Here is a 13,914-nt window from a genome sequence, read left to right as displayed (position 1 = left end):
GAGGCGGTAAGCATTCAGATCGTGTTAGGAAGGTTTCAGCCTTGCCTTCCCTCTCTTTAAACCGTATTAGAATACCCGTATCCTCATCGCAACTTTTGCTTGATTATTGTAATATGTACGTTATTATAGTTTGTTATTTCAGGAAAATCAAGGGTATCTTTTACATTTTTCATCAACGGCATAAGAATGGGCGTTTTGATAATGATAAAAAGCTGCAAGAGGGCTTAATTGAAGCCTTTCTTCAAAAATATTGCGGATTGTTCTGACCAGCGGCTGGTCAAAATCATCTGAATAGAGATAAATAGCTGAAGGCGCTATAGAGAGCAGCGGCGCAATTGTAACAGAATCCACATATACAGGATGATTGGACAATAGCTTGCGGTCAATCATCCTAATGAGCTCTCCGCGTTTAATTTCACACAATTGCTCATCATAAAAATAAATACCTTCATCCATAAGGACATGGATCGCACTCATTTTTGGCTGCTTGCCTGACAGGAAATCTCTCAATGTATGAATGAACATCTGATATTCCTGTTCCATTTTGTACTCATCGATGGAGACTTCCACATACTTGGTCATTTCATTCATAAGCGGGCGCATCCGGAATTTTACGAATGAATCAAAAGAAAAGGAAATGTTATTTTGAAACAGCTGATCAATTGCGCTTTTTAAGCTTTCTTTTACATCCAGTCCGCTGACAAACGCAGCAAGATCCTCACGGCTTCCTTCCAGGATAGAGTGAATAATTTCAAGGATCTGCTGCTGCTCGCCTTCATCATCATAATAATAATGCTCCATCAGTATCCGTTTAAACCAATCATCCTGCTTCTGGTTCACGATAAATTGAAAAAATGCTGTCTTAACAGTACTCAGGACATTGCCGCTATTTTCAGCAGAAACTCTGACTATATGTTGATCTTCAAAATGAAGAGTATTATTATCACATTGACAAAAAGACTGCAGCTGTTCAAAAAGATGCTCATAGAAGTTCCTCGCATCTGAGCTGCTCTGGAAAATGATTTCGATCAACCAAATCCCCCCTTTATACAAATCTCTGTTCTATGTATATGGCGGACTTGGCCAATTTAGAAGTGGGGTTTGGTCTAAAAAGCTGCCGATGTTTTTATCGGCAGCTTTCAGATTATACTCTCCTGTTCGGTCCTTCTACAAGCACCGGTTCAGCAAGGTATTTAATGCGTTCCATGATTCTTCTTGCCTTCATTTTCTCTTCCTCGCCGCGCTGGCTGTAGGATAAATGATGTTCGAGGCCCTGCAGGTCGAAATTGGAAGTGAAGAAGGTTGGGAGGCTTTCCTGCATGCGGAACTGCAGAATCGGCCCTAAAATCTCATCCCTTGTCCAGCTGGACATGGTTTCTGCACCAAGGTCGTCAAACATTAAAACAGGCGCTTTCTTAATGGTTTCCATCTTGCTGTTCAGAGTCTGATCTCCAATTGAATTTTTCAATTCCCTGAATAATTCAGGAACATAGACAATCATGGACGATACTTTCCGGCTTGCAAGCTTATTGGCAATAGCACCAAGCAAATAAGATTTGCCTACACCGAACTTGCCGTAAAAGTAAATCCCCTTTTGCTTGGACCCCGGCTGGTAGTCCATTACAAAGGATGCAGCCTTATCCACAGCCTCAATGCGGTCGTCATCATCATATATCGAATCAAAAGTGGCATGAAGGATATCTGTTGGCACATATAAACTCTGAATTAATTTTTCATTTCTCCGCTTTTCATCGTGCATGATCTTGCGCGGGCACTTATCATACTTCAGATCGATTGATCCTCTTTGAATCACAAGTTCCGGATGATAGCCCTGCATAAAATTCACACAGCCCTCCAGGCTCGGACATTTATTGCATTCCTTGCTCTGCTGCGTATATTCAAAGAGCTTGCTAAGACTCTTTTCAACCATTTCAGATGTCAATTCATCCCGATGAGTTTGGATAAAAGCCTTCACTTCAGGGTGATTAAGCGTTTGGTCCCTCATCATTTCATATCTTTTTTGAAAACCTTCATTGCCCGCAAGGCGCCTTAATGTCTCGTTAATTTTTTTCATCAATCAGTCACCTCCTGTGATCGCAGTTTTTTTAATTTTTCTTTAAGTTCCCTTTTTTTCAATTCCCGCTCATACTGTTCCTTCTCGCTGTTTTCCTGTTGGGCCTGTTCCTTCTTGGCGGCTTTGCTGCTATTTTCATCAAACCAGTCCGGAAGCATCTCTGTCCTGATCGGCTTCCTTTTGTTCCCCGTTGGGCCTGCTGTTTTCTTTCCTTCTGCCCAATCAAGGTATTGGCGATGTTCTTTTTTAGCTAATTCAATGGCTTCCTGGGGTGTCTTAATTTTCTTTCTTGCCCAGTGGCCTGCTATTTTTTCTACGTACCCTTTGGTCAGCTTCATATCTGTTTTGAGCATAACATATTGAATCAGCACATTAATTACCCCGGGTAAAAGCTTTTGCTGGAACATGACATCTTCTATAATCTGCAGATCGCCTTTCGAAGGTTCCGCTCCCCCGGATATATCTTTTAAAAGCTGCCTTGGTGAGGTAATTTCCAAATAACGGATCAATTCTTCCTCCTGTGTTTCAGGCTGTTTTTTTTGAGCCTGATGGATAGCAGGCTGAACCCTGTCAATCAGGGATGGAAGCATATCCTGGTTTTGGAATTGATACCAATCACGTGCCGATTTTCTTAATTCATCAATGTTTATCTCATTATCTTCATTCACGGCGCTGATGACAATGTTTTTCATCTGGATGGGGTCAATTCCATATAAAAAGGCAAGATTGCTGATGGATTCCTTCACTTTAATTGTAAGGGCTTTTTTTGGTACAAGCGATTCGTTCAGTCCTGCCTGAAGCAATTCAAAATTAAAATCTTCATTCCCGATTTGGATGCCTTCCTGCTCCCGCCTTCCAATATACCCTTCCTCATCTGTTTCATTCATCAGCTGTACCACTTCATCGTCAAACGAACCAGGGTGCCCGGATTGAAATACATCCTGGAAAGCTTTCGTTACTTCCTTATACCCTCTGGCCGGCTGCACCTTCTGATCTGAGAAGAAACGCTTGAGTCTCATAAATTGATTTTTGCCCAACTTCTTATAAAGATAGATATTGAGCATGCCGTCAAGGAAGAATTGTTCAGGTGTCAGCGGTGGAAGAAGTTCGTAAACGAATGACCTTGTTTCTTCATCCTTATTAACATATACCTTTAAGAGTCCTATTCCTTCAAGCTTGAGACGGGCTTCATAAATATCTTTAAGCCCCATCCCCATAAAATTCATTAAACTATGGTGTGAATTTGAAGATGACCATAGCCGGTTTTCTTCAAGCTCTGCCCATAAAGTCATATACAGACTGAAGCACACAGAGCCAATGAGCGGCTGGTATAACAGTGTCAGCACTTTCCGGTCATAATCATGCAAAAGCCCACTGGCTGCTACTGTATATCGATCAATGGGGAGCATCTCCTGCCAATGCTGGGCCATGGTGTTCACCTTTTTCTATTTAAAATTTTTTTCAGGCTGTTCATCAAAAGCATATCCCGCAAAAAAAAGAGCCAAAGAAAAACCTTCAGCCCATCAGCCTAATTCATCAAAAATCAGAGGCAGCGGCAAAACTGACCTGATTATGATTGTTGCTCTTTTTTAATAAGTTCCTTGAGTTCATTAATAAACACATTGATATCTTTAAATTGCCTGTATACTGATGCGAAACGGACATATGCGACCTCGTCCACATTTGCGAGTCTGTCCATGACCATTTCGCCAATTTCATCGCTTTTTATTTCAGAGACACCATTGCTGCGGAGTTCCTTCTCCACTTCAAAAGTAATGTCCTCCAGATCTTTAAGGGCTACCGGCCTCTTTTCACATGCTTTAATAAGGCCTCTCAGAATTTTTTCCCGGCTGAATTCCTCTCTCGTTCCTTCTTTTTTCACAACGATTAATGGAATTTCTTCCACTTTCTCAAAAGTCGTAAACCGGTATCCGCATTTCTCGCATTCCCTTCTGCGGCGGATGGACCGGCTGTCATCCACAGGACGGGAATCGAGCACACGGGTATTATTGTTTTGGCATGAAGGGCATCTCATACAATCAGCTCCGAATTTTTTTATAAGTTGGCTTTAGACTAATTACCGAATATTATTTGATACTCTTATCTTATAAAAAAGGAGTTGACAGTACAAGTAGAACTATTTATCTGCGTTTCTTGCAGAACCGAGAAAATCATGCCGTTTATTTAATTTTTCATAAATCGAAAGAACTTCTCTCTTAAGAATTGGATGCACACCTGCCGGTGAGGACTGCTCAGTTGAAATATTGATATCTACAGCCGTTTCAAATGGCCTGACAGTCACGACTGTCACAATGGCAAAACAGGATTTGTCTTTTTTAAGTTCTGCTGCAATCTCGCCGTGTTCTTTGGAAGTGCTGAGAATATTCACATTATGGTCTGCTTTGAATAACTCTTCAATCGTCTGCATCATTTGTGCTGTATTGGTTCTATAGTATCTTGTAGTGAGCTCAGGATCAGAGTGGTTTTCGTTTGTTTCACACTGCTTTTTATAGCGGCTGGCAAGCTGCCTGAAAATTGACATTCTCTTTCCTCCGTATATTATTTGTATCCTTATTGTACTATTTTTTATAGAGATACTAAAGGCAATGGGATTTTAGGCAAAATAAAAAGAGGTGTATTAGATACACCTCTGGATTGCCTAAGATTATTCTTTATTAAAGTACTTGAGCTTGTTTAACTTGAACTGGACCCATACCGCGAGGAATTTCGATATTCTCACGCGTTTGAGCTCCTAACGCTTCTGCAATAAAGTCTGCAGCGATGTTAGGGTCAAGATCTCCACACGTATACACATCAATGCTGGCATAGCCATGCTCCGGGAAGCTGTGAATAGTTAAATGAGATTCAGAGATGATCACCACTCCGCTTACACCCTGTGGCGCAAACTTATGAAATGCAACCTCGCGAATTTCAGCACCAGATTTTAATGCAGCATTTACAAATGTCTGCTCAATAAAATCCATATCATTTAACTTTTCAAAATCGCATCCCCAAAGTTCTGAGATAACGTGACGACCCATAGTTTCCATATTCAAATTTCCCCCTTTAAACTTTTAAGCTATTAATTAATGAAATTCCAGATTTATACTGGTCTATAACTACCACGGGGGAAAGTTAGTCCAGAGAGGTCCTAACCCTTTAAGTAGCTACCATACCAAAACCTCGGAGAAGTTCACGAGGATTAGTATACTTTGTTTAATTTTTTTTTGCAACACATTGTTTTACATTTTTTTCGGCAAAATTTCTGAAGACTTTTCCTTCTCAGGATTAATTTTGTCCAATAAAAGGAGCCTGCCGGGGAATGGCAGGCTTTAAGGGTATGGGTAGTTTTATATTAAAAGAGATTGGCAATTATCCAACCTTTACGGCAGATGCCTGAAAAAGTTCCTGTGCAACATATTTTGTCAAGTCTACGACACGGCAAGAATAGCCCCACTCATTATCGTACCAGGCAAGCACTTTCACTTTGCTGGTGCCGATTACCATAGTAGATAATCCATCAATGATGGCAGAGTGTTCATTTGTGTTGAAATCGATTGACACTAAAGGTTCGTCAGTAATATCCAGGATACCATGCAGAGACCCTTGTGAAGCTGTTGCGAATGCCGCATTCACTTCTTCAATTGTAACGTCGCGCTTTAAGTCTACCACGAGGTCAACTAAGGAAACGTTAGGAGTTGGCACACGCAGTGCCATTCCATGCAATTTGCCCTTTAAATGAGGCAATACCAGCGACAAAGCTTTGGCAGCACCAGTGGAAGTCGGGATGATCGACTGTCCGCAAGCACGTGCACGGCGCAGGTCCTTATGCGGGTTATCAATATTTTTTTGATCATTTGTATATGCATGAACTGTTGTCATAAGTCCGTTTTCAATGCCGAATTGTTCATCAAGGACTTTTGCAACAGGTGCAAGGCAGTTTGTTGTACAGGATGCATTTGAAATAATATCATGTTCTTCGATTTTTAATGCGCTTTCATTTACGCCCATAACAATAGTCACATCTTCATTTTTTCCAGGAGCAGTAAGTATGACCTTTTTAGCTCCGGCATCAAGATGTAGAGCCGCTTTATCACGGGAATTAAACTTTCCTGTAGCTTCAATAACGATATCGATATTCATTTCTTTCCAGGGAAGTTCTTCAGGATTCCGGCTGCTGACAAGCTGAACTCTTTTACCGTTCACAACAATAGCATCATCTTCCGGAACAACGCTTCCTTCGAATGGTCCATGGTTTGTATCATATTTAATTAAGTGTGCCAAAGTTTCAGCCGGATAGCTTGCATTTATGGCAGCCACTTCAAGATTTTCATCAAGGATGGCTTTTCTAAAAACCATACGTCCAATTCTTCCAAAACCATTAATCGCTATTTTCGCCTTCATGTTACGGCCCCTTCCGCATTAGTGTTATACTTTTTATTACCCTAAGATGTAATTAGTATAACATATTGAAGATCATTTGTGATGAATAAAATGCGGATTTTTTAATGTTCAACAATTCAGAAATATCAGCTCATACTTTTTCTAATTATTATAGGATTATGGTCTATCATACAGACGCATGCTGATTATTTTGTCATACTAATTGAGCTTTAAATGCATCAAAAAAAGAGCCTGTCACAGGCCCCTCAGATAGCATTCCATTTTTTAAAAATGCTCCATAATTGTTTTTCTGTTTCTTCAATTGTGCCATTATTATCGATTACAGCATCGGCCAATTCCTTCTTCTCTCTTAAAGGTAACTGGGATTGAATTCTTGCCATCGCTTCTTTCTCGGACAGCTGATTTCTTTGCATCAGCCTTTGCAGCTGTATATCTTCATCTGCATATACTAATAAGGTTTTGTCGCACATGTATTGTAATTTGCTTTCAAATAAAAGCGGTATATCAAGTATGATCAGTTGTTCATTGTGGCTGATTGCCTGTTCCTTTTTGGCTGTCATCCTTTTGCGGACTGCAGGGTGTACTATGCTATTCAGGACCTTCCGCTCTTTTTCATCGTGAAAAATAATGGAGCCCAGTTCTCCGCGATCAATTGAACCATCTTTAAGAAGAACCCTTTCCCCAAAATGACGGACAATTTCCTGATAAGCTTCCTCTCCTTTTTCAACAGCTAATCTGGCTTCTATATCCGCGTCTATTACAGTATATCCTTTTTCGATCAGGAGAGATGAAACGGTGCTTTTCCCGCTTGCTATTCCGCCTGTCAAACCTACAGTAAGTGACATAGTGTGTTCCTTTCAAAAAAATGCTAAATTTTTAGTATCCCGATTACGATCAAAATAATGCCAGGTATGAATGAAAATTTATGGACCCATCCGCTTTTTGAGAAAATAGACCCCACTTGCATTCCCATAAACACAAACAGAGAGCTCATAGCGGCGACCGTCATTGCCAGGTAGAAAGGCGAGTAGCCCAACATAGCTGCACCGATCCCAGCTCCAAAAGCATCAAGTGATAGGGCTAGCCCGAGCATTAGCGCTTCAATTCCTGTGATGGCACCGGATTTATCAAAATCGGCGGACATCGGCTTTTTCAGGATATTAATGACAAGCCCAAGAGATTTGATTTCCAGATTTACAATTGTCTTTTCATGCGGCAGGACATCCTTCACCTTTTCCGGCCTGAAAAATTGATATAGGACCCAGGCACCGAGAAAAATAAGAATGACTCCTCCTAAACTTTCAGCTAAAGCCGGAGATAAAAAGGCTTCTATTAAATGGCCGATTGTCATGGCAGCCATTAATGTAATAGCTGAACAGCAAGCGATTATACTGATCGATTTAAATGGTATGCTCATTTTCCTCAAACCATAGGTTAAACCGACACTAAAACTGTCAAGACTGACAGCAAAAGCAAGTATCAAAAGTGAGAAAATATGCGCCATAGAATAGAGCTCCTCCCTGTCAATCGCTACGATAGTATATGGAAGGAGCCCATCCAATGTTATTCGAAACGCAGTTAAGCTCTATTCGGAATTATTATTTTCTCTGGCAAGCCGGACAATAGACCGTGCCCCTGCCTCCAGTTATGATCCGCTCAAGTGTGCTTCCGCAGACTTTGCAATCTTCCCCTTTTCGCCCATAAACAAAAAGCTCGAGCTGGAACATGCCCATTTGTCCCTGGGAATTAACATAGGAGCGAATGGTGCTCCCTCCTTTATCTACCGCTTCTTTCAGGGTATCTGCAATTTCTTTGTGAAGTGTCTCCAATTCGCTTCTTGTTAAGCTATTTGCCGCTCTTTCAGGATGAATTCGTGAACGGAATAAAGCTTCATCCACATATATATTGCCAAGCCCTACGATCGTTTTCTGGTCGAGAAGCGCAGTTTTGACATGGCGGGAGGTCCGGGAAAGTCTAGCAGCAAGGTCTTCCACCGTAAATTCTTCTGCAAATGGTTCCGGTCCCAGATGGGCCAGCGGAAGTGTCTTAAGTTCTTCCCCCTTTGTATATAGGTGCATCGTTCCAAATTTACGGACATCTTTGTACCTGAGTTCAGTGTCATCTGTAAAGTGAAAAATCACATGAGTGTGTTTTTCCACAGGTTCTTCTTTAGCGTAAAGGCCGTACCTGCCCTCCATTCTCAGGTGGGATACTAGTGCATACTCATTGGTGTAAAGGATTAGGAATTTCCCTCTCCTGCCAATATCCTGAAAGGTTTGGCCTGCTAAAGCATCCTGGAATTGCGCAAGCTCTTCGGGATGCTTAACCATTTTTGGCCAGAAAACCGATACATGTGAAATGGTTTTGCCGACCACCAATTCCTGCAATGTTCTTCTGACTGTTTCAACTTCAGGAAGTTCGGGCATGGTTATCCCTCCTTTGTCATGCATTTTCTGCATTCAAAATACAGTTCACTGTTATTTCGCATCAAACCATGTCGGACCATAGGAGTAATCAACTTTGAGCGGAACTTTCAGTTCTACTGTATTTTCCATTACGTCCGGCACAATTTTTTTGAGTGTTTCTATTTCATCCTCAGGTGCTTCAAAGATCAGTTCATCGTGTACTGAGAGCAGAAGGCGTGCTTTGAGTCCTTCTTTTCTTAAGCGGTCAGCCATGTCAATCATCGCCTTTTTAATTATATCCGCTGCACTGCCCTGAATTGGTGTGTTCATGGCGGTGCGTTCTGCAAAGCTTCGCAGGTTAAAGTTTCGGCTTGTGATTTCTGGCAGATATCTTCTTCTGTGAAGAAGGGTTGAGACATATCCTTTCTGTTTTGCCTCATGGATGATATCGTCCATGTACTGCTTAACACCCGGATAGCTTTCAAGATACCTGTCAATAAATTTTCCGGCTTCTTTCCGTGTGATGCCAAGGCTTTGGGAAAGACCGTAATCACTGATTCCGTATACTATCCCGAAGTTAACTGCCTTAGCATGGCGCCGCATATTGGACGTAACTTCATCGGCATTAACGTGGAATACTTCCATTGCCGTTTTGGTGTGAATATCCATATCTTCCATAAAGGCTTCAATCAGCTTTTCATCATCTGCAATATGGGCCAGCACTCTCAATTCAATCTGGGAATAGTCTGCAGCAAAGATAGCCCAGCCGGGTTCTGAAGGGACAAATGCCTGCCTGATTTTTCGCCCTTCCTCCAGACGGATGGGAATGTTTTGCAGGTTCGGATCTGTTGAGCTTAATCTTCCTGTCTGTGTAAGAGCCTGATTGAACCTGGTGTGGACTTTGCCTGTTTCTTTGTTAACTACCTTCAGCAGGCCTTCAATATAAGTGGACTGAAGCTTGCCAAGCTGGCGGTAGTGCAGGATATCCCGGATTATTTCATGATCGTTCTCAAGTTTTTCAAGAACGTCTGCCGAAGTGGAATAGCCTGTCTTCGTTTTTTTAATGACTGGCAGCCCCAATTTTTCAAAAAGGATTACACCGAGCTGTTTTGGAGAATTGATATTAAAAGCTTCCCCGGCAAGATCATGTATCCGCTTTTCAATTTCATCCAATTTGGAGAGCAGATCCTGTCCCATCGTCCTCAGGCGTTCTAAATCCACTTTAACTCCAGTTGATTCCATATCTGCTAATATTAAAGAAAGTGGCATTTCCAGGTCATAAAACAGCTCGGATTGCTGGTTTTCCTTTAAATCACTATCAAGCTTTTCCCTCAATGTCATCAAGGTTGCTGCTTTTCTTGCTAAATGTCCGCCAAGTTCTTTTTCTTCCGGAATCCGCCTTTTTGCTCCTTTGCCGTAGAAAGCTTCATCAGATTGAATCGCATGATAGCCATGATTTTTTGCTATAGATGCTATATCCTCAATAGTTTGAGACGGGTTAATAATATATGAAGCAATATAAAGATCAAAGTCTGCTCCCTTTAGATGAATCCCATGATGCCGCAGTGACACTTCAGACCTTTTTGCATCATACACTGTCTTCTTTTTCGTTTCATCTTCAGCCCATCTTATAAAAACATCTGACTCCAGTGCCTTATCTTTGGAGAAGAAGAAATTCCCTTTTTCATTCGCAACGGAAAAACCAATGATGTCTGCATAGTGGTAATTATCCTCTAGAAGCTCAACATAAAATGCATTTTCATCAGAAAACATATCTTCTTTAATTTCGTCTGCAATGTTAAATTCAATTTCATCCAAATCCTCTTCGATTGCTTCAGTGTCCCCGCCGATTTTTTCAAGCAGCGAGTTAAAGCCAAGTTCTTTAAAGATGCCTTTAACTTTCTCTTTTTCAAAACCTTCATATTCAATGTCTTCAATTTTTATTTCAACGGGGGCTTCCCTCGTGATAGTAGCTAATTCTTTGCTCATTAAAGCTTGATCTCTGAATTCTTCCAGCTTTTCTTTCAGTTTTTTTCCATTCACCTTATCAACAGATTCCAAGAGCTCTTCAAGGGTCCCAAACTCTTTCAGCAATTTAAGGGCTGTTTTTTCGCCAACTCCCGGCACACCCGGAATATTATCTGAACTATCCCCCATCAGGCCTTTCATATCAATAATCCTGTCAGGTGTGATTCCGTATTTCTCATCTATATGAGCCGGCGTGTATTCTTCAATATCTGTAATTCCTTTGCGGGTGATGCTGACTGTGACAGAATCGGAACTTAACTGCGTTAAATCCTTATCCCCTGATATAACTTTAACTTCATAGCCATCTTTTTCGGCATGTAGGGACAGTGTTCCAATGATATCATCCGCTTCATAATTTTCCAGTTCATATCTGGAGATTCCGTAAGCATCCAGAAGCTCTCTTATATAAGGAAACTGCTCTGATAGCTCAGGCGGGGTTTTCTGACGGCCGCCTTTATATTCGCTAAAGGTTTTATGGCGGAAGGTTGTTTTTCCGGCATCAAACGCCACTAGGAGATGAGTCGGTTTTTCATCCTCCAGAATCCTCTGCAGCATCATGGTAAATCCGTAAACAGCATTGGTATGTATTCCTTTATCATTGTTTAAGAGCGGCAAAGCAAAAAATGCCCGATAAGCGATGCTGTTGCCATCTATCAGAACAAGCTTTTTTTTATCCAACTAATATCTCCTCCTTATTAGAAAAGCGGAAGCGCCTTGTCCACCCCCGACAAGCACAAGACGAGCCTCCCGGAAAGGCGTTCTTTGCCTTTTGGGAGGATTGGCTTGTGACCTCGAGGGGGTAGGCGCTGGAGCTAGACAATTGTCTAGCTTGAAACGCGGAAGCGCCTTGTCCACAATTAATAAGCCGTTATTTTCCTTTATTCTATCATGAGCAGATAGAGAAAGAAAAATAACGGCTTTCCATTTAAAGGCTATCTAATTAGTATTCCCCATCAGCAGACGGGCATATGGTGAATTAGAAGGCAGAACAATTACAGTCTCGCCATTGATAGTCTTTTTATAGGATTCAAGTGTCCGGAATAAGGAATAGAATTCAGGATCTTTTGAGAAGGCTTCATTGTAGACCTTCGCGGCTCCCGCTTCCCCTTCTGCCCGAATGACTTCAGCATCTGCCTGGGCCTTCGCAAGCATTTCCCTGACGGTCCTGTCTGTTTCAGCAATAATAACATTCTTCTGGGCATCACCCCTGGACAAATATTCCTGGGCTGTCGACTGGCGCTCGGAAATCATTCTGGTATACACAGACTGTTCATTTTCAGACGGCAGATCAGTCCTTTTAATGCGAACATCCGTTACTGTGATTCCATAATTATCATTTCCAAGCAGCTCATTCACTTTTGTGGTGATTTGATCATTCAATGATCCTCGTGAAGATTTTTCATCATTGATGATTTCTTCATAATTCAGCCGGCCCAGTTCGGAGCGGGTCACGGAGTAGATGAACTCTTCCATTCTGGCCTCTGCTCCCTCCAATGTTCTGGCGTTGGAGATCATTTTCTTCGGATCCTCAATCTTCCAGACAGCATAGTTATCGATTATCATGACTTTTTTGTCTTTTGTATTGATTTCAGCTTCAGACACGTCATAAGTCATTTGATATTTTGGGAGTGTGGTAACACTTTGGATGAATGGTATTTTATACGCTAATCCAGGTTCTTTCTCAATCCTGACCACCTCTCCAAATTGACGGATAACCTTGTATTCCCCTTCCTTTACAATAAACAGGTTGCTGAACAATATCCCTAGTCCTGCAATGATGAGCACCAGGATGATTCCCAGTTTGGTATAGCTTCTCCACTTGAAATTTCCGCCTCGTTCATTGATATTCACAATATTTTGATCACTCATTATCCGTGCCTCCCTCCTCTTTCGGTTTAGCCTGTTCTTTCTCCAGAGGCCTGATCGGGAAATACTTCATAGTGTTTCCATCGTCATTCATAATGTAAATCTCTGCACCTGGAAGAACCTGCTCAAGCGTTTCAATAACAAGACGCTCCCTTGTTATATCAGGATTATTTTTATATTCCCCATACAATTTATTAAAGACTGCTACATCTCCACGTGCTCTTTCGAGACGGGCTGCCTTTTCCCCATTTGCTTTAGAGATAAGGGCTTTCTTCTCACCTTCTGCTTCATTCATTCTCTGATTCTTATATTTATCTGCTTCATTTTTTTTAGTATTGGCGGTTTCCCTCGCATCGGTTACATCTGTAAAAGCTTTTCTTACATCATCATTCGGCAGCTCGACATCCTGAAGTTTTACTGCAAGAATGGATATGCCAATATCATATTTGCCAATTAAAGTGGTTAGGAGCTCTCTGACATCTGCTTCGATATCTGCTTTACCTGAAGTCAGCGCGTCATCTATCTTAGATCCTCCGATAATACTTCTTAAGGATGAGGAAGTAGCATCATATAGAATTTCTTCCGGCTCCTCAGCATTATAAAGGTATTTTTCCGGATCAGTAATTTTCCACTGTACAACCAGATCTGCAAGAACGATATTTTCATCCCCGGTTATCATCTTTGTCTCATCGGGAAAATCCTTTATTTTTCCATCTTTTTCTTCATATCCAAACTGCAGCGAAAAGGTTTCCTTCGAAAGCTTCTCCACGCTTTGGACAGGCCACGGCAGCTTAAAGTGAAGTCCCGGCTCCGTAATGCCTTCCTCAACTTTTCCAAATGTTAAAATGACTGCCTGATCTGATTCATCGACGGTATACCATGTTGTAAAGGCAACTATACTTAAAATAACAATTGCGATAATTAGCCCTGCGATTGTATAAATCCGCTTTAAGCTGATCATTTCTCTCTCCCCTTCCATGCACTTTCTATAACTTTTCATACGATTTATTTACGTAAAGGTTTCATAAATATGACAAAAGTTAAAAAAAAGGGAAAGTCGTAAAAAATGAAAAAGGCGAAAGCGGGGTCAGCTTTCACCTTTTTCTATGCTCCTTGGATGAAGGGGGTTTAACAATT

General features: G+C 41.4%; 13 protein-coding genes. All 13 read right to left on the bottom strand.

Features of this window, described 5'->3' with window-relative positions; all coding sequences use genetic code 11:
• Positions 1–147: 147 nt before the first annotated feature.
• Positions 148–1,032 (bottom strand): putative sporulation protein YtxC, encoded by an 885-nt coding sequence (gene ytxC / locus LLY41_RS05400; protein WP_304587111.1) that lies wholly within the window; start codon positions 1,030–1,032, stop codon positions 148–150.
• Positions 1,033–1,144: 112 nt separating this feature from the next.
• Complete coding sequence (gene dnaI, locus LLY41_RS05395) at positions 1,145–2,074, bottom strand: primosomal protein DnaI (protein ID WP_095244930.1); 930 nt, start codon at positions 2,072–2,074, stop codon at positions 1,145–1,147.
• Positions 2,074–3,504, bottom strand: a complete 1,431-nt coding sequence (locus tag LLY41_RS05390; protein WP_095244915.1) for a replication initiation and membrane attachment family protein — start codon at positions 3,502–3,504, stop codon at positions 2,074–2,076. Before LLY41_RS05390 ends, dnaI begins: the two co-directional genes overlap by 1 nt.
• 140 nt (positions 3,505–3,644) lie before the next feature.
• Positions 3,645–4,109 (bottom strand): transcriptional regulator NrdR, encoded by a 465-nt coding sequence (gene nrdR, locus LLY41_RS05385; protein ID WP_304587110.1) that lies wholly within the window; start codon positions 4,107–4,109, stop codon positions 3,645–3,647.
• Between the two features lie 102 nt (positions 4,110–4,211).
• Entirely contained in the window at positions 4,212–4,616 is a 405-nt protein-coding gene (locus LLY41_RS05380; protein WP_095244913.1) for a hypothetical protein, read from the bottom strand.
• A 133-nt stretch (positions 4,617–4,749) separates the two neighbouring features.
• Positions 4,750–5,124 (bottom strand): adenosylmethionine decarboxylase, encoded by a 375-nt coding sequence (speD, locus tag LLY41_RS05375; protein ID WP_048008383.1) that lies wholly within the window; start codon positions 5,122–5,124, stop codon positions 4,750–4,752.
• Between the two features lie 322 nt (positions 5,125–5,446).
• Positions 5,447–6,478, bottom strand: a complete 1,032-nt coding sequence (locus LLY41_RS05370) for a glyceraldehyde-3-phosphate dehydrogenase (RefSeq protein ID WP_095244912.1) — start codon at positions 6,476–6,478, stop codon at positions 5,447–5,449.
• Positions 6,479–6,723: 245 nt separating this feature from the next.
• Positions 6,724–7,323, bottom strand: coding sequence for a dephospho-CoA kinase (gene coaE, locus LLY41_RS05365; RefSeq protein WP_304587109.1), 600 nt, complete (start codon positions 7,321–7,323; stop codon positions 6,724–6,726).
• Positions 7,324–7,346: 23 nt separating this feature from the next.
• Complete coding sequence (gene ytaF / locus LLY41_RS05360; protein WP_304587108.1) at positions 7,347–7,982, bottom strand: sporulation membrane protein YtaF; 636 nt, start codon at positions 7,980–7,982, stop codon at positions 7,347–7,349.
• Positions 7,983–8,076: 94 nt separating this feature from the next.
• The gene (gene mutM, locus LLY41_RS05355; RefSeq protein ID WP_304587107.1) at positions 8,077–8,904 is read right to left on the bottom strand and encodes a DNA-formamidopyrimidine glycosylase; all 828 of its coding nucleotides are present in this window, start codon (positions 8,902–8,904) and stop codon (positions 8,077–8,079) included.
• 51 nt (positions 8,905–8,955) lie between these two features.
• Positions 8,956–11,589, bottom strand: coding sequence for a DNA polymerase I (gene polA / locus LLY41_RS05350; RefSeq protein ID WP_304587106.1), 2,634 nt, complete (start codon positions 11,587–11,589; stop codon positions 8,956–8,958).
• 258 nt (positions 11,590–11,847) lie between these two features.
• Positions 11,848–12,780 carry a protease modulator HflC gene (gene hflC / locus LLY41_RS05345; RefSeq protein ID WP_095244907.1) on the bottom strand — a complete coding sequence of 311 codons (933 nt, stop codon included), beginning with the start codon at positions 12,778–12,780 and terminating at the stop codon, positions 11,848–11,850.
• Entirely contained in the window at positions 12,773–13,738 is a 966-nt protein-coding gene (hflK, locus tag LLY41_RS05340; RefSeq protein ID WP_095244906.1) for an FtsH protease activity modulator HflK, read from the bottom strand. The genes hflC and hflK overlap by 8 nt, the downstream gene beginning before the upstream one ends.
• Between the last annotated feature and the right edge of the window lie 176 nt (positions 13,739–13,914).

The sequence above is a fragment of the Cytobacillus firmus genome, from assembly GCF_023612095.1.
Classification (GTDB): Bacteria; Bacillota; Bacilli; order Bacillales; family Cytobacillaceae; genus Cytobacillus.
Note: the sequence above shows the minus strand (reverse complement) of the source record. Positions and strands in the feature narration are given on the sequence as shown.

What these genes read in the sequence shown, in the direction of transcription:
- dnaI (WP_095244930.1), bottom strand. Translation starts at nt 2,074, where the DNA reads ATGAAAAAAATTAACGAGACATTAAGGCGCCTTGCGGGCAATGAAGGT.
- LLY41_RS05390 (WP_095244915.1), bottom strand. Translation starts at nt 3,504, where the DNA reads ATGGCCCAGCATTGGCAGGAGATGCTCCCCATTGATCGATATACAGTA.
- nrdR (WP_304587110.1), bottom strand. Translation starts at nt 4,109, where the DNA reads ATGAGATGCCCTTCATGCCAAAACAATAATACCCGTGTGCTCGATTCC.
- LLY41_RS05380 (WP_095244913.1), bottom strand. Translation starts at nt 4,616, where the DNA reads ATGTCAATTTTCAGGCAGCTTGCCAGCCGCTATAAAAAGCAGTGTGAA.
- speD (WP_048008383.1), bottom strand. Translation starts at nt 5,124, where the DNA reads ATGGAAACTATGGGTCGTCACGTTATCTCAGAACTTTGGGGATGCGAT.
- LLY41_RS05370 (WP_095244912.1), bottom strand. Translation starts at nt 6,478, where the DNA reads ATGAAGGCGAAAATAGCGATTAATGGTTTTGGAAGAATTGGACGTATG.
- coaE (WP_304587109.1), bottom strand. Translation starts at nt 7,323, where the DNA reads ATGTCACTTACTGTAGGTTTGACAGGCGGAATAGCAAGCGGGAAAAGC.
- ytaF (WP_304587108.1), bottom strand. Translation starts at nt 7,982, where the DNA reads ATGGCGCATATTTTCTCACTTTTGATACTTGCTTTTGCTGTCAGTCTT.
- mutM (WP_304587107.1), bottom strand. Translation starts at nt 8,904, where the DNA reads ATGCCCGAACTTCCTGAAGTTGAAACAGTCAGAAGAACATTGCAGGAA.
- hflC (WP_095244907.1), bottom strand. Translation starts at nt 12,780, where the DNA reads ATGAGTGATCAAAATATTGTGAATATCAATGAACGAGGCGGAAATTTC.
- hflK (WP_095244906.1), bottom strand. Translation starts at nt 13,738, where the DNA reads ATGATCAGCTTAAAGCGGATTTATACAATCGCAGGGCTAATTATCGCA.